This window comes from Pseudomonas sp. NDM (genome assembly GCF_003105095.1).
GTDB lineage: Bacteria > Pseudomonadota > Gammaproteobacteria > Pseudomonadales > Pseudomonadaceae > Aquipseudomonas > Aquipseudomonas moraviensis_A.
The window spans coordinates 1-21,201 of record NZ_QETJ01000089.1 but is presented as its reverse complement, the minus strand read 5'-3'; the positions used below and the strand labels follow the sequence as shown (position 1 = coordinate 21,201).

Annotated in this window: 25 protein-coding genes; 14 read left to right on the top strand and 11 right to left on the bottom strand. The window is 60.5% G+C overall.

What is annotated here, in order from left to right; all coding sequences use genetic code 11:
- Nucleotides 1-61 precede the first annotated feature (61 nt).
- On the bottom strand, nt 62-868 hold the full coding sequence (locus tag DCO47_RS17655) for a TatD family hydrolase (protein WP_116658565.1): 807 nt from the start codon (nt 866-868) through the stop codon (nt 62-64).
- Nucleotides 869-1,103: 235 nt separating this feature from the next.
- Between DCO47_RS17655 and DCO47_RS17650 the strand changes: the two genes are divergently transcribed.
- From DCO47_RS17650 to DCO47_RS17640, 3 genes are all read left to right on the top strand, one after another.
- A complete protein-coding gene (locus tag DCO47_RS17650; RefSeq protein ID WP_064361532.1) occupies nt 1,104-2,525 on the top strand; it encodes a transglycosylase SLT domain-containing protein in 1,422 nt (473 codons plus the stop codon).
- A gap of 113 nt (nt 2,526-2,638) precedes the next feature.
- Nucleotides 2,639-3,073 carry a DoxX family protein gene (locus tag DCO47_RS17645; RefSeq protein WP_016770887.1) on the top strand — a complete coding sequence of 145 codons (435 nt, stop codon included), beginning with the start codon at nt 2,639-2,641 and terminating at the stop codon, nt 3,071-3,073.
- Nucleotides 3,074-3,322: 249 nt separating this feature from the next.
- Nucleotides 3,323-3,631 (top strand): hypothetical protein, encoded by a 309-nt coding sequence (locus tag DCO47_RS17640; RefSeq protein WP_042607899.1) that lies wholly within the window; start codon nt 3,323-3,325, stop codon nt 3,629-3,631.
- A 6-nt stretch (nt 3,632-3,637) separates the two neighbouring features.
- Here DCO47_RS17640 and greB read toward each other — a convergent pair whose 3' ends face one another.
- From greB to DCO47_RS17625, 3 genes are read right to left on the bottom strand one after another with little or no spacing between them, the layout of a single operon-like run.
- A complete protein-coding gene (gene greB, locus DCO47_RS17635) occupies nt 3,638-4,135 on the bottom strand; it encodes a transcription elongation factor GreB (protein WP_116658564.1) in 498 nt (165 codons plus the stop codon).
- A 34-nt stretch (nt 4,136-4,169) separates the two neighbouring features.
- Complete coding sequence (locus tag DCO47_RS17630) at nt 4,170-6,674, bottom strand: ABC transporter permease (RefSeq protein WP_116658563.1); 2,505 nt, start codon at nt 6,672-6,674, stop codon at nt 4,170-4,172.
- Nucleotides 6,674-7,357, bottom strand: a complete 684-nt coding sequence (locus DCO47_RS17625; protein WP_016770883.1) for an ABC transporter ATP-binding protein — start codon at nt 7,355-7,357, stop codon at nt 6,674-6,676. Before DCO47_RS17625 ends, DCO47_RS17630 begins: the two co-directional genes overlap by 1 nt.
- Nucleotides 7,358-7,367: 10 nt before the next feature.
- On the opposite strand from DCO47_RS17625, the gene DCO47_RS17620 reads away from it, so the two are divergent.
- The 3 genes from DCO47_RS17620 (at nt 7,368) to DCO47_RS17610 (ending at nt 9,507) form a co-directional block, all read left to right on the top strand.
- On the top strand, nt 7,368-7,973 hold the full coding sequence (locus DCO47_RS17620) for an arylesterase (protein ID WP_042607895.1): 606 nt from the start codon (nt 7,368-7,370) through the stop codon (nt 7,971-7,973).
- Nucleotides 7,974-8,030: 57 nt separating this feature from the next.
- On the top strand, nt 8,031-8,324 hold the full coding sequence (locus tag DCO47_RS17615) for a hypothetical protein (RefSeq protein ID WP_016770881.1): 294 nt from the start codon (nt 8,031-8,033) through the stop codon (nt 8,322-8,324).
- 211 nt (nt 8,325-8,535) lie between these two features.
- On the top strand, nt 8,536-9,507 hold the full coding sequence (locus tag DCO47_RS17610) for a L,D-transpeptidase family protein (RefSeq protein WP_042607894.1): 972 nt from the start codon (nt 8,536-8,538) through the stop codon (nt 9,505-9,507).
- A 123-nt stretch (nt 9,508-9,630) separates the two neighbouring features.
- Here the strand turns inward: DCO47_RS17610 and oprI are convergent, their stop codons facing one another.
- Nucleotides 9,631-9,882, bottom strand: coding sequence for an outer membrane lipoprotei OprI (gene oprI, locus DCO47_RS17605; protein ID WP_003183784.1), 252 nt, complete (start codon nt 9,880-9,882; stop codon nt 9,631-9,633).
- A 638-nt stretch (nt 9,883-10,520) separates the two neighbouring features.
- On the opposite strand from oprI, the gene DCO47_RS17600 reads away from it, so the two are divergent.
- Entirely contained in the window at nt 10,521-10,802 is a 282-nt protein-coding gene (locus DCO47_RS17600; RefSeq protein ID WP_016770879.1) for a GNAT family N-acetyltransferase, read from the top strand.
- A 60-nt stretch (nt 10,803-10,862) separates the two neighbouring features.
- Here DCO47_RS17600 and DCO47_RS17595 read toward each other — a convergent pair whose 3' ends face one another.
- Nucleotides 10,863-11,939 carry a 3-deoxy-7-phosphoheptulonate synthase gene (locus DCO47_RS17595; RefSeq protein ID WP_116658562.1) on the bottom strand — a complete coding sequence of 359 codons (1,077 nt, stop codon included), beginning with the start codon at nt 11,937-11,939 and terminating at the stop codon, nt 10,863-10,865.
- 129 nt (nt 11,940-12,068) lie between these two features.
- A complete protein-coding gene (locus DCO47_RS17590) occupies nt 12,069-12,512 on the bottom strand; it encodes a PilZ domain-containing protein (RefSeq protein WP_065616884.1) in 444 nt (147 codons plus the stop codon).
- On the opposite strand from DCO47_RS17590, the gene DCO47_RS17585 reads away from it, so the two are divergent.
- The 5 genes from DCO47_RS17585 to cysB all read left to right on the top strand — a co-directional run bounded on the left by DCO47_RS17585 (nt 12,511) and on the right by cysB (nt 16,467).
- On the top strand, nt 12,511-12,897 hold the full coding sequence (locus DCO47_RS17585; RefSeq protein ID WP_116658561.1) for a co-chaperone YbbN: 387 nt from the start codon (nt 12,511-12,513) through the stop codon (nt 12,895-12,897). The genes DCO47_RS17590 and DCO47_RS17585 overlap by 2 nt on opposite strands.
- Nucleotides 12,894-13,850, top strand: coding sequence for a putative 2-dehydropantoate 2-reductase (locus DCO47_RS17580; protein WP_065616886.1), 957 nt, complete (start codon nt 12,894-12,896; stop codon nt 13,848-13,850). Before DCO47_RS17585 ends, DCO47_RS17580 begins: the two co-directional genes overlap by 4 nt.
- Before the next feature lie 22 nt (nt 13,851-13,872).
- Nucleotides 13,873-14,778 carry a 5'-nucleotidase gene (locus DCO47_RS17575; RefSeq protein ID WP_024013777.1) on the top strand — a complete coding sequence of 302 codons (906 nt, stop codon included), beginning with the start codon at nt 13,873-13,875 and terminating at the stop codon, nt 14,776-14,778.
- Between the two features lie 98 nt (nt 14,779-14,876).
- Complete coding sequence (locus tag DCO47_RS17570) at nt 14,877-15,380, top strand: universal stress protein (protein ID WP_016770874.1); 504 nt, start codon at nt 14,877-14,879, stop codon at nt 15,378-15,380.
- A gap of 112 nt (nt 15,381-15,492) precedes the next feature.
- On the top strand, nt 15,493-16,467 hold the full coding sequence (cysB, locus tag DCO47_RS17565) for an HTH-type transcriptional regulator CysB (RefSeq protein WP_016770873.1): 975 nt from the start codon (nt 15,493-15,495) through the stop codon (nt 16,465-16,467).
- A 9-nt stretch (nt 16,468-16,476) separates the two neighbouring features.
- Here the strand turns inward: cysB and DCO47_RS17560 are convergent, their stop codons facing one another.
- Entirely contained in the window at nt 16,477-16,959 is a 483-nt protein-coding gene (locus tag DCO47_RS17560; protein WP_116658560.1) for a GreA/GreB family elongation factor, read from the bottom strand.
- Nucleotides 16,960-16,961: 2 nt separating this feature from the next.
- The gene (locus DCO47_RS17555) at nt 16,962-17,375 is read right to left on the bottom strand and encodes a hypothetical protein (protein ID WP_116658559.1); all 414 of its coding nucleotides are present in this window, start codon (nt 17,373-17,375) and stop codon (nt 16,962-16,964) included.
- 125 nt (nt 17,376-17,500) lie between these two features.
- Here DCO47_RS17555 and earP point away from each other — a divergent pair, with 125 nt between their 5' ends.
- Both earP and DCO47_RS17545 read left to right on the top strand, forming a co-directional pair.
- Nucleotides 17,501-18,643 carry an elongation factor P maturation arginine rhamnosyltransferase EarP gene (gene earP / locus DCO47_RS17550; RefSeq protein ID WP_116658558.1) on the top strand — a complete coding sequence of 381 codons (1,143 nt, stop codon included), beginning with the start codon at nt 17,501-17,503 and terminating at the stop codon, nt 18,641-18,643.
- Between the two features lie 48 nt (nt 18,644-18,691).
- A complete protein-coding gene (locus tag DCO47_RS17545) occupies nt 18,692-19,261 on the top strand; it encodes an elongation factor P (RefSeq protein WP_003226785.1) in 570 nt (189 codons plus the stop codon).
- Nucleotides 19,262-19,447: 186 nt separating this feature from the next.
- Here the strand turns inward: DCO47_RS17545 and DCO47_RS17535 are convergent, their stop codons facing one another.
- On the bottom strand, nt 19,448-20,458 hold the full coding sequence (locus DCO47_RS17535; protein ID WP_116658557.1) for an alpha/beta hydrolase: 1,011 nt from the start codon (nt 20,456-20,458) through the stop codon (nt 19,448-19,450).
- Between the two features lie 36 nt (nt 20,459-20,494).
- The gene (locus DCO47_RS17530; RefSeq protein WP_116658556.1) at nt 20,495-20,914 is read right to left on the bottom strand and encodes an organic hydroperoxide resistance protein; all 420 of its coding nucleotides are present in this window, start codon (nt 20,912-20,914) and stop codon (nt 20,495-20,497) included.
- Between the last annotated feature and the right edge of the window lie 287 nt (nt 20,915-21,201).

Genomic DNA, 21,201 nt, shown 5'->3' with positions numbered 1-21,201 from the left:
ATCATTGACTGACACACCGCTATCGCGAGCAGGCTCACTCCTACAATGGGATTTGGATGTGTCAGGAAATGATCGGTAAACCGAAGAATGCCCGGGCACACGCGGTGGTGTGCGCGGCCAGTGCTTCTTCGGTCTCGCCGCGATGCAACGCCACCTCGCGCAACACCTCGGTCAGATAGGCCGGCTCATTGCGCCCGTTTTTCGGCTTCGGCCGCAGCGTGCGAGGCAGCAGATACGGCGCATCGCTTTCCAGCATCAGCCGTCCCGGCTTGATCTCCTTGACCAGCGGATGCAGGTGCGTGCCGCGGCGCTCGTCGCAGATCCAACCGGTAATGCCAATGTGCAGATCCAGATCGAGGTAGCTGAACAGGGCTTTCTGTTCGCCAGTGAAGCAATGCACCACTGCCGCCGGCAGTTGATCGCGGAAGTCCTTGAGGATTTCCAGCAGGCGCTGGCTGGCATCACGCTCATGCAGGAACACCGGCAGTTGCAGCTGGGCGGCCAGCGCCAGATGTTCTTCGAGGACCTTTTCCTGCTGCGCACGCGGGGAGAAGTCGCGGTTGAAATCCAGACCGCATTCACCTACCGCGACGACATTGGATTCGTTCAACAGGCTGCGCAAACGACGCGCGCTGTCAGCGTTCCAGTCGCTGGCCGAATGTGGGTGAACACCGGCAGTGGCGAACAGTCGTTGGCCGCTTTCGTCCAGTTGCTGGCACAGCTCCAGCGCCTGCTCGCTGCCCTCGACGCTGGTGCCGGTGAGCACCAGTTGGCAGACCCCGGCGGCGTAGGCGCGGTCGAGCACCGTCTGGTGTTTGTCGGCGAAACTGGGGTTGGTCAGGTTGACGCCGATATCGATGAGTTGCATGGTGCTACCTCGGGCCGAAGGCCGGAAAGCATATCAGAGCTGTAGATTTATAAGAAAAGGCAAGAACTACAACGACTTATGGCTGTCTGTTGAGGCCGCGGGGGACTCCGGGGTGGCGGCAATGCCATCACTGTGCCAGTCTCTCGCACTTTACCAGCGCACAAAGCGCTCTGTTTTCGTCGGTGATCTCGCCGCTTTCATGGTGAAGTCGCCCCGTATTCTTTTCGGAGAGTGGATGCATCGTCCCTCGGTTCTGCTGCTGTTGTGCGCTGCGTTGCTGCTGCCGATGACGGCGGTCGCGCGCCTGCCCGGGCCGCTGCAAGCCGTGCCGGCGAGCAAGGTTCGCGACCTCTCGGACATTCGCAGCAGCCGCGTGTTGCGCGTGCTGGTCAATCAGAGCCGCAACAGCTCCGGCGAAGTCCAGGGCCAGGCCATTGGTGTCGAATACCACCGCCTGCGCGCCTTCGAGCAATACCTCAACGGCCATGCCCGTGACGGCCAGCAAGTCACCCTCAAAATCATTCCCAAAGCCAAGGATCAATTGCTCGGTGCCTTGCAGCGCGGCGAAGGTGATATGGTCGCGCCGGGCGAGTTGCTCGATCTGCCTTCGGGCTATGCGGTCGCCAGCAGTGAGCCGATCGCCAGCAACGTGCCGCTGGTGCTGGTCGGCATCAAGGGCCAGCGCCGCTACACCAGGGTCGAGCAACTCTCTGGCAAAACCCTGGCCCTGCCCACTGGCAGTGCGGCGGGGGAGGTGGTCAGCCAGCTCAACCAGAAACTGGCGCTGCACAAACTGGCACCGATCAATATCGAATGGGTCGATCCAACGCTGGCTGTGGAGGATGTGCTGGAAATGGTCCAGGGCGGGATTTTCCACCTGACCATCGTCGAGCAGCCGATTGCCGAGCGCTGGGGCAAGATCCTGCCGAAGCTGCGCCTCGACCGACAACTGAGCCTCGGCGAGCCGGGCGAGGAACATTGGTTCGTGCGTCGCGACGCGTCGATGTTGCGCGCGAGCATCGATCGCTTTCTCACCGGTTACAAGAAACCCTCTGACGAAGACGCCGCATTTCTGCGCATCTATCGGCGCTTGTACCAGGTGCACAATCCGCTGGCCAAGGGGGATCGCCAGCGTCTGGAAAAACTCCGCCCGACCCTGCAAAAGCACGCCGACGCGCAGAACATGGACTGGCTCAATCTTGCGGCGCTGGCGTTCAAGGAATCGCGTCTGCAGCCCAACGCCCGCAGCGGCAGCGGCCCGACCGGGCTGATGCAGATCACTCCGTCCGCCGCGCAACGGGTCGGGGTGAGCAATATCCACAATCTCGATGCGAATGTGCAGGCCGGCGCCAAGTATCTGGCGATGATCCGCCGCAAATTTTTCAGCAGCCCCAAACTCAACGAGCGTGAGCGCATGGCATTCACCCTCGCTGCGTACAACATCGGCCCTGAGCGCGTGCAGGGCATGCGTGCCGAAGCGCGCCGCCGTGGCCTGAATCCCAACCAGTGGTTTTTCCAGGTCGAGCGTATCGCCATGGAGCAGGTGGGAATGGGCGCCGTCAGCTATGTTAATAGCGTGAACAAGTACTACTTGGCATTCGACCGGGAGCGTGAGTCGCTTGAGCCCCGCCAGCAGAAAGTGGTCACACGAAAATAATCTAAAAACTCGATTGTTATGGCGAATTATTTGCGCTTTTAACATGAAATAAACTGATTAATATAGCGACCAACCCAAACACACAAACACTTCTGCACAACAAGGAATGCACCATGAGCTCTCTGATCAACAAGGTTCTGTTCACCCGCGCCGGTTACGGCCTGACTGTCCTGCGCATTGCTGTTGGCGTGATCTTCGCCGCCCACGGTTCGCAGAAACTCTTTGGTCTGTTCGGTGGCTACGGCCTGGCCGGCACCGCGCAATGGATGGAAAGCATCGGCCTGACCCCGGGCTACCTGATGGCCTCGCTGGCCGGTGGTACCGAGTTCTTCGCCGGTCTGGCCCTGATCATCGGCCTGCTGGCACGCCCGGCGGCACTCGGTCTGGCGTTCCTCTCGCTGGTGGCAATCTTCTCGGTGCACATCGGCAACGGTCTGTTCATGGCCAACAACGGTTATGAGTTCGCCCTGGCTCTGCTGGCCGGTAGCATCGCGGTACTGATCGAAGGTGCCGGCAAGCTTTCGGCGGATCGCGCCATCGCCGGTTGAAGGCTCTGGCTCAAGGCAAAGGCCCGCATTGCGCGGGCCTTTTTTTGTTGCGGGCGATTCTTGACACTGGTCGGTCACGTTCTCTAGGATGTTGCTCATGCGCCGATTTAAACAGCTACTTGCGGGGCGCCAGGTGACTTCTACAGTTACCGTCAGAAGCCGGAACAGGGCTTCGAAATACCGCTAAAGCGCTGGTTCGGTGTTGCCTCTCACCTGCCATGCAGACTTTTGAGGCAGAGACACGACACGATGAATGCACTACGCCCTCCAGCACGTCCCGCGCCGATCACGGCCCATGTCACCCAGCGCAACCCGAAAATTCTTCTTGGCGGCAAACACCAGCCGACGCTGTTGCGTTATCTCGATGGCTGGCCACGTCGCAGCGGCGGTCCTGCCGCGTTCCTGATCCAGTTTGTCGATGACGGCGAGTCGCTGGCGCGTTTCGCCACTGACAGCTTTGATCTGGCGGTGATTCAGGCGCCGAGCGCAGAAGAGGCGCCGGAAATGATCAAGCAACTGACCCGCGTTGCGCGGCAGGGCTTGATCACTCGACGCTGATTGTTCTTACGGATATTCAATCGCCACGATGTAAACGAACTGCTCGCCGGTCGGCGTCTGCACCCGCACTTCGGCGTCAAGTGCCTTGCCGATCAGCGCGCGGGCCAGCGGTGAATCGATGCTGATCAAACCGAGCTTGAGGTCCAGTTCATCGGGGCCGACGATGCGGTAGCGCGACTGCTTGCCGTTTTCGTCTTCGATGGTGACCCAGGCCCCGAAATAGACCTTGTTCGGGTCACTGGGTTTTTCGCTGACTACCTTGAGCGCTTCCAGACGCTTGGTGAGAAAACGCACGCGACTGTCAATTTCGCGCAGCATTTTTTTGCCGTAGGTGTACTCGGCGTTTTCCGAACGATCACCCTGCGCCGCCGCTTCACTCACCGCTTGGGTGACCTGCGGGCGACGCACATGCCACAACTCATGGAATTCGGCACGCATCCGCGCTTCACCTTCGGGGGTGATCAGCGCGGTGCCGGCGGTGCGGGGAGGGCGATAACGGCTCATGGCAACTTCTTGTGATTAAGACCGCCTGAGTCTATCAACCCTCGCGCAACACTGTCAGTGGGCTGGCGTTCAGTGCGCGACGCGTGCCGAACACTCCGGCTCCCCCTATCAATGCGGCGCCGATCAACGGCAGCACCAGCAGCCAGGGATGCGGATGCCACGGCAGGTCGAAGGCGAAGCGGTACAGCACCAGGCTGACTACCTCCGAACCGATCGCCGCGAGCAAGCCGCTGACCGCGCCCAGCAAACCGAACTCGATACGTCGCGCCTTGATCAGCAACTGCCGCTCGGCACCCAGCGCACGCAACAGCGCACCTTGGCGGATGCGTTCATCCAGTGTCGCCTGCAGACCGGAGAACAGCACCGCCATCCCCGCAGCAAGAACGAACAACAACACATATTCCACCGCCAGGGTGACCTGGGCGAGGATGCTGCGCAGCTGTTCGAGCAAGGCTTCGACCTGCAGGATGGTCACCGCCGGGAAGGTCCGCGACAGCTCGACGATCTGCTGATCGTGCCCCGGCGCCAGATAGAAACTGGTCAGGTAGGTCGCCGGCAGATCCTTCAAGGTGCCGGGCTGGAAAATCATGAAGAAGTTCGGCTGGAAGTTGTCCCAGTTGATCTCGCGCAGGCTGGTGACCTTCGCTTCGCGATTGACCCCGCCGACACTGAACACCATGTGATCGCCGAGTTTGAGTTTCAGGCTCTCGGCAACTTTGCCTTCCACGGAAACGCCCGGCACATCGTCGGACGGCTGACCGCTCCACCATGAGCCAGCGGTGAGCTTGTTGCCGGCCGGCAGATCCGCCGCCCAGGTCAGGCTCAGGTCGCGCTGAATGGCGCGGTCTCCGGCGGAATCCTTGCTGACGATTTGTTGCACCGCCTCGCCATTGATGCTGATCAGCCGCCCCGGCACCACTGGATACAGCGGCGCCGCTTGCGCGGACACCTTGATCAGGTGATCGGCGAAGGCCTGCTTGTCAGCCGGGAGGATGTTCAGCGCGAAGTAGTTCGGCGCATTTTTCGGTAGCTGGTTCTGCCAAGTGTCCAGCAACTCACCGCGCAGCAGCGCGATCAGCGCCATCGACAACAGGATCAGGCCGAAGGCCAGGGATTGCCCGGCCGCGGCCAACGGGTGCCGCAACAACTGGCCAAGACCCAGGCGCCACGGCAACGAGGCGCGGGCGAGCATGCGGCGCAGGCTTTGCAGCAACAACAGCAGCAGGCCGCCGAGCACCAGCGCGGCGACCACGCCACCGCCGAGCAGGGCGAAAGTCAGCAGCAGGTCGAGGCTCAGACGCCACATGATCAGGCCCAGCGCACCCAGCGCCGCGCCATAGACCATCCACGTACTCGACGGGATCGGCAGCATGTCGCGACGCAATACCCGCAGCGGTGGCACGCGACCGAGGGCGGCCAGCGGCGGCAGGGCAAAACCGGCCAATGCCACCAGCCCGGTGCCGATCCCGGCAATGGCTGGAAACAGGCCGCCCGGCGGCACATCGCTCGGCAGCAAATCATGCAGCAGTGCGAACAGGCCCAGTTGCGCCAGCCAGCCGAGCACGGCGCCACTGATCGCCGCAATCAGACCCAGCACGGTGAGCTGCAGACTGAACAGCACCATGGTTTCCCGCCGCGATAATCCGAGGCAGCGCAGCAAGGCACTGGCGTCAAACCGCCGGCTGGCGAAACGGTTGGCCGACAACGCCACCGCCACCCCGGCCAGCAACACCGCGACCAGACTGGCCATGTTCAGATAGCGCTCGGCTTTGCCCAGCGCACCGCCAATCTGCCGGTTACCATCACGGGCATCCTGGATTCGCTGGTTTGCAGCCAGGCCCGGTTTGATCAGTTCGCGATAGGTTTCCAGCGCCTGCGGTTCGCCGCGCCACAGTTCGCGGTAGCTCACCCGGCTGCCCGGTTGCACCACGCCGGTAGCGGCGAGGTCATCGAGGTTGATCAGCACCCGGGGCGTCAGGCTGTAGAAGTTGCCGGCGCGATCCGGCTCGTAGGTCAGCACACGCGTCAGCTTCAAAGTCTTCATGCCGACATCGATGCTGTCGCCGATCTTCAGATCCAGCGCGGTCAACAGGCGCGCCTCGACCCAGGCTTCACCGGGTTGCGGTTCGCCGCCGACTTCTTCCTGGGCAAATGGCGCGGGCGCGCTTTTCAGCTCGCCACGCAGTGGATAGGCTCGGTCGACAGCTTTGATGCTCGACAGCTGAATGCCGTTGTCGGTGGCAATGACGCTGGAGAACTCCACCACTTGCGCATGCTTCAGGCGCAGTTCGGTGCCGCTGCGGATTTGCTCCTCGCGGGCCGGCGAGCTGCCTTCCAGAACCAGGTCGGCACCGAGAAACTCGGTGGCACGCAGCATCATCGCGCCATTGAGGCGAGCGCCGAAATAGCCAATCGCGGTGCTCGCCGCGACGGCTACCACCAGCGCAAAGAACAACACGCGCAACTCACCAGCGCGGGCATCGCGCATGAGCTGGCGCAGGGCGAGGCTGAACAGACGCAACAGCGGCAGACGTGCCATCAAGGCTCCAGAGGGGCGACCAGCAGCCCGGCTTCAAGACGGATCAGGCGCCGGCAGCGATGGGCCAGGCGTTCGTCGTGGGTCACCAGCACCAGGGTGGTGCCGCGTTCCTTGTTCAACTCGAACAGCAAGTCGCTGATGCGCTCGCCGGTGTGGCTGTCGAGATTGCCGGTGGGTTCGTCGGCGAACAGCACGTCCGGTTCGGCGGCGAAGGCGCGGGCGATGGCCACACGTTGCTGTTCGCCACCGGAGAGCTGGCGCGGCGAGTGGGTCAGGCGCTGACCGAGGCCGACGCGCTGAAGCAGTTGCGTGGCGCGCTCGCGGGCATCTTTGCGGCCATCGAGCTCGAGCGGCAGCATGACGTTTTCCAGCGCATTGAGGCTGTCGAGCAACTGGAACGACTGGAAGACAAAACCGACATGCTCGGCACGGATTCGCGCGCGCTGGTCTTCGTCGAGATTGCTCAGGCCCTGGCCGGCGAGGGTGACTTCGCCGCTGCTGGGCAGGTCGAGGCCGGCGAGCAGGCCGAGGAGGGTGGATTTGCCGGAACCGGACGCGCCGACGATGGCCAGGCTGTCGCCCTTGTTCAGTTCCAGGCTGAGTTCGTGCAGGATAGTCAGTTCACCTTCCGCGCTAGGGACCACTTTGCTGAGGTTCTTCGCGGTGAGAATGCTTGCGCCCATGGAGAATCCGATGCGTGTATGGTTTTTGAGTGCTGGCCTGGCCTTGATGTGCATGGCCCAGAACGCAGCGGCGGGTACTGTCCTGATCGTTGGCGATAGTATCAGCGCCGGTTTCGGCCTGGATACCCGTCTGGGGTGGGTGTCGCTGCTTGAGCAGCGGCTCGAACAAGAGGGTTTCGACGATAAAGTGGTCAACGCCTCGATCAGTGGCGACACCAGCGCCGGAGGCCAGGCGCGGCTGCCGGCGCTGCTTGCAGAGCATAAGCCTGAGTTGGTGATCCTCGAACTGGGTGGCAACGATGGCCTGCGCGGGATGCCGCCAACGCAATTGCAACAAAATCTTGCCTCGATGATCGACAGCTCGCGCCAGAGCGGCGCCAAAGTGCTGTTGCTCGGCATGCAACTGCCACCCAACTATGGCAAGCGTTACACCGATTCGTTCGCCGAGGTTTACGGCAAGCTCGCTGACGAGAAAAAGGTCCCGCTGGTGCCGTTTTTTCTGGAAGGCGTCGGCGGTCATCCGGACCTGATGCAGGCCGACGGTCTGCACCCGGCCGCCGGGGCTCAGGGCAAGTTGCTGGAAAATGTCTGGCCGACCCTAAAACCGCTGTTATGAGGCTTTTCTACAGGCAGGCTTTCGGCTAATGTGGCGCCCCCTAATTTGGAGCCCCCGATGCCGCGTCCTGCCTGGTCCCTGTTTGCCTACCAACTGATCGAGCCTGACGAGCAGCTGGACCTGTTCGCCTGCCAGGAAGTGCGGGTGCATCTGGTGACGCGTCAGCTGGAACTCGGAGGCTCGGCTGACCGCACGCTCTGTGGCACGCTGCTGCCGGCGCAACCGCGCTGGTCGAATGTTGATCGCCGGGTGTTTCAGGATCAGCGCCTGTGCTCGCTGTGCCGGGCGATTCTCGAATCGCAGAAGCGCGGTACCTCGCCGATCTGGCCCGAGCTGCGTTTCGAGCTCTGAGTGGTCAAGATCAAAAATGTGGGAGCGAGCCTGCTCGCGAAGGTCTTTTCAATCGACATTCATGCTGGCTGACACACTGCTTTCGCGAGCAGGCTCGCTCCCACCCTGAACGCACCCTGTCGCCTATGGCCGCGCTACCTCCCCGAATCCCCAAGCCGCGGTGTACAATCGCGCCCTTATACCCTTGATGATCATGCGAAGGATTTTCCGGATGTTGCCGCGCTTTCCTGCCGTCACCCGCTGCCTGTCACTTGCCGCCCTGTGTGTGGCCGGTCCCGTTGCTGCATTGGAGCTTCCCCTGCCACCACCCGGCGAGGACATCGTCGGCCAGGTGCAGGTGATCAAAGCCAAGTACGAAGACACCTTCGCCGACCTGGGCACCACCTACGATCTGGGCTATTCGGAAATGGTTGCGGCCAACCCGGGCATCGATGCCTGGCTGCCGGGCGCCGGCACCGAGATCGTCCTGCCGACCCGGTTCATCCTGCCGCCGGGCCCGCGTGAAGGCATCGTCATCAACCTCGCCGAATACCGCCTCTATTACTACCCGAAAGGCCGCGACGTGGTGTACACCTTCCCGCTGGGCATCGGCCGTGAAGGCTGGGGCTCGCCGATCGCGCATACCTCGATCATCGCCAAGACGCCGAACCCGACGTGGACTCCTCCGGCCTCGATCAAGGCTGAGCACGCCGCAGACGGTGATCCGCTGCCCAACGTGGTACCAGCCGGACCTGACAATCCGCTGGGCCCGTTCAAGTTCACTCTCGGCACGCCGGGTTACCTGATCCACGGTTCGAACAAGAAGTTCGGCATCGGCATGCGCACCAGTCACGGTTGCTTCCGCATGTTCAACAACAACGTGCTGGAGATGGCCGGCATGGTCCCGGTCGGCACCTCGGTGCGCATCATCAACGACCCGTACAAGTTCGGACGCAGCGGCGGCAAGGTCTATCTGGAAGCGCACACGCCGCTCGACGACAACGGCAACCCGTCTGTAGTCGACAAGCACACGGCGGTGATCAACGCGATGCTCAAGCGTGAAGACATCACCAGTAACCTGCGCATGAACTGGGACGTGGTGCGTGATGTGGTCGCGGCCGAAGATGGCCTGCCGGTCGAGATCGCCGTGCCGAACGCTTCGGCGCCGATGGTGAGCAGTGCACCGATCGATCTGCAGCAATGAGCGTTGATCGAAACCCGCCGATGCGAGAGCGTCGGCGGGTTTTTTAGTGCCCGGAGGAAAGTACCGGGCACAAAAAAGCCGACCCGGAAACCGGATCGGCTCGATAACAATCCCGAGGGATTATTACTTGCGGCTAGCTTTTTCCAGCATGCGCAGAGCACGCTCGTTAGCTTCGTCAGCAGTCTGTTGTGCTTTTTGAGCAGCAGCCAGAGCTTCATCAGCTTTACGGTAAGCTTCGTCTGCACGAGCCTGGGAGCGAGCAGCTGCGTCTTCAGTAGCGGTCAGACGTGCTTCGGTTTCTTTCGATGCGCTGCTGCAACCGGTAGCCAGAACTGCGGCCAGAGCCAGAGCAGAGAATTTCAGAACGTTGTTCATCGTGTTCCCCTTCAAGGACTTTCAAATTAAGTGGCTGTCTCCTCACGATTGAGGAAATAGCCGGCGTACATACTACCCATTACTTGTAGTAAGTAAACTGACGTAGCGCAAGAAGCAAAAAAAATTGTAGGCGTTGATTCTTTTTCGAGCAACTTTTAACTGCGCTGTGTAAAAAATATCCAGCTGCAAGCCCCGGTGTGAGCGACTCAAACGGAAAAAGTTCCCACCCTCGCATGCTCTTTTTGCGAGTTCGGCGAGAGTCTTTCTAAATGAATTCGTCCACACTTTTGTTCTGCTTCTGCGAACCGCTTCGCGTATCTTTGTTGATGTTCAGGTGACTTTAAAAAAGGTCGCACGTCTTAAGTCTCAACATTCCGGCAATGTTCAGGCAAACGGCACGCGAAGAGCGTCTTGCGGCCATCCTGCGAGCATCGAAGCCTTTGCCCACCGACTGTGCGATGACGAGCGTACCTTGAGCATTTTTGCCAATGGTGCCTACTATTCAACAGGTGTCAGGTTGCGCGAGATCGGTGTGGCTCTTCTCGGTGTCCATCAGGCACGGGGTGGCGTAGATGTTCCTTCGCCGGGAAAACATCGGTAAGGTAGGGGTCACAATTCAAGACCCGCGAGGAGTAGTGATGAGCGAGGCGTTGTCCATCCACCATGACCAGGCTGGTCATCAATTCGAGACCACCGTGGACGGTCATCGTGCTTACCTGACCTACATGGATCTGGGCAAGCAGACCCTGGATATCTATCGCACCTTCGTGCCCAATGCCCTGCGCGGTCGTGGCATCGCCGCAGCGCTGACTGAACGCGCGCTGCAATACGCCGAAGAAATGGGCTACACGGTGATCCCGTCCTGCTCCTACGTCGAGCGCTACATGGAACGTCATCAGCGCCGCGCTGCAAAAATCTGAATCGCACACGCAAAAACGCCGGGCATTGCCCGGCGTTTTTTTATGTCGGCGAAACCATGCTTACGTGCGCTGGCGTTTCGGCAATACTTCCTTGAGCTTGGCGTGCATGCTGCGCAAGGTGTTTTCAGTGGCGGACCAATCGATGCAGGCATCGGTGATCGACACGCCGTATTGCAGGTCGGCGAGGTCTTTCGGGATCGCCTGGCAGCCCCAGTTCAAGTGGCTTTCAACCATCAGGCCGATGATCGACTGGTTGCCTTCAAGGATCTGGTTGGCGACGTTTTCCATCACCAGCGGTTGCAGGGCCGGGTCCTTGTTGGAGTTGGCGTGGCTGCAATCGACCATGATGTTCGGCTTGATCTTCGCTTTGTTCAGCGCCTGCTCGCACAGGGCCACGCTGACCGAGTCATAGTTCGGCTTGCCGTTACCGCCGCGCAGCACCACGTGACCGTAGGCGTTGCCTTTGGTGGTGACGATCGATACGCCACCTTCCTGGTTGATGCCGAGGAAACGATGCGGACTGGACACCGACTGCAAGGCGTTGATCGCCACGGTCAGGCCGCCATCGGTGCCGTTCTTGAAGCCGACCGCCGAGGACAGGCCGGAAGCCATCTCGCGGTGAGTCTGGGATTCGGTGGTACGCGCGCCGATGGCCGACCAGCTGATCAGATCCTGCAGATATTGCGGGGAGATCGGGTCGAGGGCTTCGGTCGCGGTCGGCAGGCCTTTTTCGGCCAGGTCGAGCAGCAACTGACGACCGATGTGCAGGCCATCCTGGATCTTGAACGAGTCATCCAGGTACGGATCGTTGATCAGACCTTTCCAGCCGACGGTGGTACGCGGCTTCTCGAAATACACGCGCATGACCAGGTACAGGGTGTCGGAGACTTCCTCGGCCAGCACCTTCAGGCGATCGGCGTATTCGTGGGCAGCCTTGATGTCATGAATCGAGCACGGGCCGATCACGACGAACAGACGGTGGTCGGTGCCATCGAGAATGTTGCGAATGACTTCGCGGCCCTTGGTGACGGTGCGCAGGGCGGCGTCGCTCAGGGGGATATCACGCTTGAGCTGATCGGGAGTGATCAGGGTCTCGTTAGAGGTGACGTTTAGGTCGTTGATCGGTAAATCAGCCATCGTTTACTCGTCAGGTCACGGGTGCCGGCCGCCAGCGATCCCCGCGCGGCGGAGCACAGCAGATTTAGCGCGTCGGGGGAGCCGAACCTTAGCGCGTCAGACGCGGCTCGACAATGGGCAAACCGTGCTTTAGTCCAGCGCTGGCTGCGCAAAAGCCTTGCGCAGGTTGTCGTGGGAGAACTCTTCGGCATGCTCCTCGACCCATTGCAGGGCCAGCGCCTGAATATCCTGCAGGTCATCGTGGCTGTCCTGCATGCGCGAATAGCGTTCGATCTGACACACTTGCTCACCCATTCGCGCGCTGAACAGGGTCTGTTCGTCAGTGAAAGCGATGCCCACCAGATAGCCTTTTTTGCGGCGCAGACACCAGGCCACGTAGCCCGGACAACAGAAGTCGGCATTCAGCGTCGGCATGCGCACTTGCAACGCGGTGCCATGGCGCCAGGCGCGGTGGTAATTGCAAGCGATGCCGCCGAGGCTGATAGTGTGCAGCTGTTGTCTGGAAATGCATTCAGGCTTGAGTAACGTCAATACAACCGGCACTTCGTCCGGATGAGGAATGAACCGTCCCATGAGCACAGACTCCCTGTGTCGGCCATCTGACATTGTTTCTCCCAGTATAGTGGCCGAATCCGAGCTGACCGACTTTGACGCCGACCAGCGGCTGCTGGCGATGAAAGGGGTTTGCCTGGTGGTTTTCACCAGCGTCGGCTGCGCCAGTTGTCGCTATGCCCGCGAGGTGTTGCCGGGCATGCCGCTGGCAGTCGATCAGCTGTGCTGGATCGACGCCGGCAACAATGGCGGCCTGGTCGAGCGTTATCAGGTGTTTCATTTGCCGGCGCTGTTTGTGGTGCGCGACGGCGAGTTCTTTGGCGCAGTGCACAGCCGCCTGACGGTTGAAGGTCTCAACCAGGCCGTGGCGCAGGCGCTGGGTCGAATTGCAGAGGAGTTGCCATGAGCGAGACAGTCAGCAAACCGGTGGTGGGGATTATCGGCACCGGTGCAATCGGCGGTTTTTACGGGGTGATGCTGGCGCGTGCCGGTTTCGACGTGCACTTCTTGTTGCGCAGCGAATTTTCCGCAGTGGCGGAGCGTGGTTTGCAGATCAACAGTGCGGTGCACGGTGCGTTGACCCTGAATCCGGCGAATGCCTATTGCGCTGCCGAAGACATGCCGCACTGCGACTGGCTGCTGGTCGGCACCAAGACCACCAGCAACGCAGGTCTCGCGCCGGCGATCATTCAAGCGGCCAAACCTGACGCAAAAGTGCTGTTGCTGCAAAACGGTCTGGATGTCGAAGACAGCCTGCGGCCGCTGCTGCCGGATTCGCTGCATCTGCTTGGCGGCCTGTGTCTGATCTGCGTAAATCGCGAAGGCCCCGGGCAGATTACCCATCAGGCCCTTGGCGCGGTGAACGTCGGTTACCACAGCGGTCCGGCCATCGATGAAGTGGCGCGCATGGCGATTGTCGAAGAAGGCGCCGGGTTGTTCCGCGCCGCTGGCATCGACTCTCAAGCGATGGCCAACGTGCATCAGGCGCGCTGGCAGAAACTGGTGTGGAATATTCCCTACAACGGACTTTCGGTATTGCTCGGCGCGGGCACTGAAGCGCTGATGGCCGATGCCGACAGCCGCGTGTCGATTCAGGCGCTGATGGCCGAGGTGGTGCAGGGCGCCAGGGCTTGCGGATACGAGATCCCGCCCGGCTATGGCGAGTACCTGTTTACCATGACGGAAAAAATGCCCGATTACTGGCCGAGCATGTACCACGACTTTTCACACAAACGCCCGCTGGAGCTGGAGGCGATCTACGCCCGGCCACTGGCGGCGGCGAAAGCGGCGGGCTGCGAGTTGCCGCGCATCGAGGCGTTGTATCGCCATTTGGGTTTCATCGACCGACGCAATACTTGAGTCGGTTGTTCTGGGGGAAGGCATGGCCAATAACATCGATGACAAACTGGTGCTGGCGATTTCCTCGCGCGCCTTGTTCGACCTGAGCGAAAGCCACAAGGTCTACCTGTCGAGCGGCGTCGAAGCCTATCGGCAATATCAGATCGAGCACGAAGACGAAATTCTCGCGCCGGGCGATGCGTTCCCGCTGGTGGAAAAACTCCTGAGCCTGAACAGTCGCCTCGGCCGCGCGCGGGTCGAGGTGATTCTGGTCTCGCGCAACAGCGCCGACACCGGGCTGCGCGTGTTCAATTCGATTCACCATTACGGGCTGGCGATTTCCCGCGCGGCGTTCGTTGGTGGGCGCAGTCCGTATCCGTACCTGAAAGCGTTTGGTTGTGACCTGTTTCTCTCGACGCACGCTGAAGACGTGCGCGCGGCGCTGGATGCAGGATTTGCCGCAGCAACGATCCTGTCCGGTGGCGCCAGCCGCGCGGCCAGCGATGAATTGCGCATTGCCTTCGACGGTGACGCGGTGATTTTTTCCGACGAGTCCGAGCGCGTCTATCAGTCTGGTGGTCTGGAAGCGTTTCAGGCCAAGGAACGCGAGTCGGCCCGCGAGCCGTTACGTGGCGGGCCGTTCAAAGGATTCCTGGCTGCGCTGAATCTGTTGCAGCGCGAGTTTCCCGACGACGATTGCCCGATCCGCACGGCGCTGGTGACCGCGCGTTCGGCGCCGGCCCATGAGCGGGTGATTCGCACCTTGCGGGAATGGGATATCCGTCTCGATGAATCGCTGTTTCTCGGTGGCCTGACCAAATCGGCGTTCCTCGAAGCCTTCGCCGCTGACGTGTTCTTCGATGACCAGACCGGCCATTGCGAGCTGGCCCGTGAAGTGGTCGCCACCGGCCATGTACCCCATGGCATCAGCAACGAACCGCCGATCTAGAGCCTTTTCATTCAGGACGTTGCGTCGCACGTCGCACTCGCCAAGGCACTGCTAAGCTGAATCAATCTCCGCCATCGTTGGCTCGCGAGGAGGTCCCGATGATTCGCTCAATGCTGTATGCCACCGACCTCGGTCTCTATGCACCGTTCGTGATGCAGCATGCCCTGGCGTTGGCGCGCACCTTCAATGCCGATCTGTATGTAGTGCACGCGGTGGAACCCATGGGCCTGTTTGCCGAGTCGGTGCTGCAGAGCTATCTCGACGAACAGGCATTGAACGAATTCCATAGTCAGGGTCTGAAAACAGTCATCGCCAATATCGAACAACGGGTGCTCGACAGCTTTCGTGAAGAACTGGGGGACGACGGCGAACAGGATCTGCAGCGCATTCGCGCAGTGCGCGTGCTGCAGGGCGATCCGTCGCAGGTGATTCTCGATCAGGTGCACAAGCTCTCGGTCGATCTGCTGATCGTCGGCAGTCACAGCCATGGCGTCGGCGCGGAAACGCCGTTGGGGCGCACGGCGGCGCGGGTGCTGCAACTGGCCAAGGTGCCGGTGTATCTGGTGCCGTTGATGGAGCGCCGGCGGCGGGAAGATCGTTGAAGCAGGAATAATGGCGTTTTGATAAAAAGTTCTAGATTTATTCTTCAAACCATTAATATAGTTATATACCGTCGCTGATGCCCGTGGCGTCTACCTGCTTTGAGGGATTGATATGAAGCTTCAACAACTGCGCTACATCTGGGAAGTGGCGCACCACGACCTCAACGTTTCCGCTACCGCCCAAAGCCTGTACACCTCGCAACCGGGCATCAGTAAGCAGATCCGCCTGCTGGAAGACGAACTGGGCGTCGAAGTCTTCGCCCGCAGCGGCAAGCACCTGACCCGCGTCACCCCGGCCGGCGAGCGCATCATCACCACCGCCGGCGAGATTCTGCGCAAGGTCGAGAGCATCAAGCAGATTGCCCAGGAATTCTCCAACGAGAAAAAAGGCACGCTGTCGATCGCCACCACCCACACCCAGGCACGTTATGCGCTGCCGCCGGTGATCAGCAATTTCATCAAGCAATACCCGGACGTGGCGCTGCACATGCATCAGGGCTCGCCGATGCAGATCGCCGAAATGGCCGCTGATGGCACCGTCGATTTCGCCATCGCCACTGAAGCGCTGGAGCTGTTCGGGGATCTGGTGATGATGCCGTGCTACCGCTGGAACCGTTGCGTGGTCGTGCCTCATGGGCACCCGCTGACCAAGCTGCCGAAGCTGACCCTCGAAGCGCTGGCCGAATACCCGATCGTTACTTATGTGTTCGGTTTTACCGGCCGCTCCAAACTCGACGAAGCGTTCAGCCATCGTGGGCTGACCCCGAAAGTGGTATTCACCGCTGCTGACGCCGACGTGATCAAGACCTACGTGCGCCTGGGTCTGGGCGTGGGCATCGTGGCGAAAATGGCCGTCGATACCAAACTCGATAACGACCTGGTGGTGCTGGATGCCAGCGAGTTGTTCGAGTCGAGCATCACCAAGATCGGTTTCCGTCGCGGCACGTTCCTGCGTGGTTTCATGTGCGACTTCATCGAGAAGTTCGCCCCGCACCTGACCCGCGAAGTCATGGCCAAAGCCATTCAGTGCCACAACAAGCAGGAACTGGAAGAGCTGTTCGACGGTGTCGAACTGCCGGTCCACTAAGGTCCCGCCTCAAAGCACCTCGGTGACAGCGAACTGTTGCCGGGTGCCCGCCACCAGAATCTCCACCTCATCGCCTTCGAACTTGCCCAGCAGGCTTTTGCCCAGTGGCGAGCGCGGGGTGATGACGGTGATCGGCTGACCCACTACATCGACTTTCAGGCCCGCCGCATCCGGCGCCAGAAACAGCCATTGCTCGCGACCCTTTTCGTCTTCCAGACCGAGCAGGGCGCCGACTTCGATACCGCGGTTTTCATCGTAGGCACGCAACGTCAGGTTCTGGCACAGCGCCAGTGACTGACGGATCTCGTCAACCCGTTTCGCCTGACCGGCCGCCAGATACGAAGCCTCCAGCCCCAGGGTGTCGTATTTGTTTTCGGCGATGTTTTCTTCGTGGGTCGCGGTTTCGTAAGCGGTTTGCGCGGCGCGCTCGGCAATGTCGAGGTCGATGCGCAGCTTGTCGAGAATCAATTGGTGGACGCTGTGTTTGTTCATGATCAATCGCAGAATTGCAAAACGTTGGCGCGGCTCTTTTCGGTTGGCGCGGTCTGGTCCTGCTGCAGCCAGAACTGGCATTTCGGATTGGATGCATTGCGCGAATTGGCGCGTGCCTGATCCAGTCGGGCCTGCTGTTCATTCTTGCGCAGGTTTTCTTCGTATTGTTGGAACATCGGCTTTGGCGGCGGCGCAACGTCTGGCTGTGGCTCGACGGCTGCTGGTGGATTGACGCGCTGCTGCACCGCTTGCGCGACAGGGGCCAGTTGCTCGGCAAAAAACAGACGCGAGAGCAGCCAGCAAGTCAGCGCGATCGCGAGAAACCCCAGCCACAGGCCCAATGCGATGCTGCCGGTCAGATGCAGCGCGCTAAGCTGAACAGGCAAGGGGCGACGCGGATTCGGACGGTAGGGCATGGCGGCCTCCTGGCGGATGGTTGCAGGCAAGTGACGATTGTCGCACGAAGATTAATCGCCGTCGGCTCTTCTGCGCGAGCGCATTTATGCGGACAATCGAGGTTTTTTGCCAACGGGAGAACGGCATGCCTGAAGCGAAACCCCGCTGGGATATTTTCTGCACCGTGGTCGACAACTATGGCGACATCGGCGTGACCTGGCGTCTGGCCCGGCAATTGGTGGCCGAACAGGCATTGCCGGTGCGCCTGTGGGTGGATGATCTGCGCGCCTTCGAGCGTATCTGCCCAGAGATCGACGTCGATCTTGCGCAGCAGTGGCAGCAGGGTGTCGACGTGCGACAGTGGCCGAGCGAGTGGCGGCATGCGGACGCTGCCGATGTAGTCATCGCAGCCTTCGCCTGTCAGCTGCCGACGGATTACATGGACAGCATGGCCGCCCGGAAAACGCCGCCGCTGTGGCTCAACCTCGATTATCTCAGCGCCGAAGACTGGGTCACCGGTTGCCACGGCTTGCCGTCGGTGAAATACAAATCGGTGCAGAAGTTCTTCTTCTTTCCGGGCTTCAAACCGGGCACCGGCGGCCTGCTGCGTGAACGCGGAATGCTTGAACAGCGTCGGCAGTTTCAGCAGGATCGACCGGCGCAGCGACAGTTCCTGCAGGGCCTGGGCATCGATCCTGCACCTGGCGCGCAACTGATCTCGTTGTTTGCTTACGAGAATGCCGGGTTGGCCAGTTGGCTGGATGTGCTCGCCGCCGATCCACAGCCGACGCACCTGCTGGTGCCGGAAGGGCGGATTCTCGGTGATGTGGCGCGCTGGCTGGACTTGGAAATGCTGACGGTCGGGGCGATTCATGTGCGCGAGTCGCTGACCGTGCAAGTGCTGCCGTTCGTCCGTCAGGACCAATACGATCATTTGCTCTGGTGCTGCGATTTCAATGCGGTGCGCGGTGAAGACTCATTCGTGCGCGCGCAATGGGCGGGGCGGCCGATGCTCTGGCACATCTATCAGCAGGACGACGACATCCATCTGGACAAGCTCGATGCTTTCCTCACGCTCTACACCCAAGGGCTTTCACCTGCGGCCGCTGAGGCGATGAACGGTCTGTGGCGCGCCTGGAGCGCTGGCCAACCGATCGGTGAGCACTGGCTGAGGGTGCGAAAACATTGGCCCGAGCTTGAGGAAAACGCCGAGGCATGGTGTCTGGAACAGGCCTTGCAGGCGGATCTTGCCACGGCGCTGGTACAGTTTTATGTAAATTGGATATGATACGCGGCCTAGATTTTTGTAAATCCCATCCAAATTCGGATATTCGCAATGAAAACTGGTAAAGAACTCAAACCCGGTACCGTGATCCGTATCGACAACGATCCTTGGCTGGTTCAGAAAGCTGAATTCACCAAGTCGGGCCGTAACAGCGCGATCATGAAGACCAAGCTGAAGAACCTGCTGACCGGTTACAAGACCGAAACCGTTTACGGTGCGGACGACAAACTGGACGACGTGATCCTGGATCGTAAAGAAGCCACCCTGTCGTTCATCAGCGGTGACACCTACACGTTCATGGACACCACTGACTACACCATGTACGAGCTGAACGCCGAAGACATCGAAAGCGTTCTGCCTTTCGTTGAAGAAGGCATGACCGACGTTTGCGAAGCCGTGTTCTTCGAAGAGCGTCTGGTTTCCGTAGAGCTGCCGACCACCATCGTGCGTCAGGTCGACTACACCGAAGGCTCCGCTCGCGGCGACACTTCCGGCAAGGTGATGAAGCCTGCCAAACTGAAGAACGGTACCGAGCTGTCGGTTGCCGACTTCATCGAAATCGGCGACATGATCGAGATCGATACCCGCGAAGGCGGTTCCTACAAAGGCCGTGCGAAATAAGCACTGCTTTTTGCGGAAAGAAAAAACCCGACCATTGAGTCGGGTTTTTTTGTGCCTGCGGTATTTGCGGCAGCGCGAATCCCTTGTAGGAGTGAGCCTGCTCGCGATGGCGGTGATTCAGTCGCTGAAGATGTTGACTGAGACGACGCTATCGCGAGCAGGCTCACTCCTACAGGAGGGCTGCGGTTATTTCAGGTGTTCCTTGAGCTCCTGCGACGCCTGCAACATCGCCGAACGCACCGCTGGCACCTGGCTGACCACGTTGAGCAAACCGTAATCGTGGATCATGCCGTTGTAGCGCACCGACGTAACCGGCACTCCGGCTTCGTCGAGTTTGCGCGCATAGGCTTCGCCTTCATCGCGCAGTACATCGGCGCTGGCCGTCTGCACCAGTGCAGGCGGCAGGCCTTTGAGCTGTGCGGTAGTAGCGCGCAGCGGTGAAGCGTAGATCTCGTTACGCTGCTTGGCGTCGGTGGTGTAGTTGTCCCAGAACCACTTCATCATGTTGCGGGTGAGGAAGTGCCCTTCGGCGTACTGGTTGTACGAACCGGTGTCGAAGTTGGCATCGGTCACCGGCCACAGCAGCACCTGGAATTTGATTGCCGGGGTGCCCTTGTCCTTGGCCATCAGCGCGACCACTGCGGCCATGTTGCCGCCGACGCTGTTGCCGGCCACGGCCAGGCGCTTGCCGTCGACATTGATCTCTTTACCGTGTTCCGCCACCCACTTGGTCGCAGCGTAGGCCTGATTGATTGCCACCGGGTAATGCGCTTCCGGCGATGGGGTGTAATTGACGAACACCGCCGCCGCCCCCGAACCGACCACCAGATCCCGCACCAGACGTTCGTGAGTCGGGAAGTCCCCCAGTACCCAGCCGCCGCCGTGGAAGAACATGAACACCGGCAGCTCACCCTTGACCCCGGCCGGCCGGACGATGGTCAGGCTCAACGGTTGGCCATCGACCTGCACGCTCTTCTCGCTGACATCGGCTTTGGGCAGTGTCAACTTGACCCCGGACTGCGCGCCGACCAGCACGGCGCGGGCATCCTTGGGCGACAGCTGCTCGATCGGTTTGCCGCTGCCGGCATTCAGCGCATCGAGAAATGCCTGGGTGTTGTGTTCGACATCACCGGCAAAAGCGCTGTGCACCGACAGGGCGAGAAGGGTACCGGTCAAGACTTTGCTGAAAGTGTTCATGTTCAATTTCCTTGTTCGGGCCGGGGGCTTCAGTGCTTACACGGTCACGTGCAGACGGACATCGACGTTGCCACGGGTGGCGTTGGAGTACGGGCAGACCTGGTGAGCAGCGTCGACCAGCGATTGCGCGTCGCCCTGTTCGAGGCCCGGCAGGCTGATGTGCAAGTCGATGTCCAGACCGAAACCGCCAGGGATCTGGCCGATGCCGACATGGGCGGTGATCGATGCGTCGTCAGGAATTTTGCGCTTGGTCTGGCTGGCAACGAATTTCAGTGCGCCGATGAAGCAGGCCGAGTAACCGGCAGCGAACAGTTGCTCAGGGTTGGTCGCCGCGCCGCCAGCACCGCCGAGTTCTTTCGGAGTGGCCAGTTTGACGTCGAGAACGTTGTCGCTGGAGATCGCACGACCGTCACGGCCGCCAGTGGAAGTTGCGATTGCGGTGTAGAGAGTTTGCATGATGTGAGCCTCGTTGGTTGTGGTGTTGTGCGCTAATTGTTTGCGCGCTAAGTAGGTGTGAAGAGAATGTATAGCGCTAATGTTTAGCGCGCAAGATAAATTTTCGAAAAAACTTGTAGGAATGCGACTGTCTGAAGATCAATTAGCTTGAAAGACTTGAATTAGAGCGGTCGGAGGGAAAGGTGAAGGGTGAAATATTTTCTGGCGGTGGAGATCAATTGTAGGAGTGAGCCTGCTCGCGATTGCGGTGGGTCAGACACCGCCTGTGTAGCCTGACAGACCGCAAT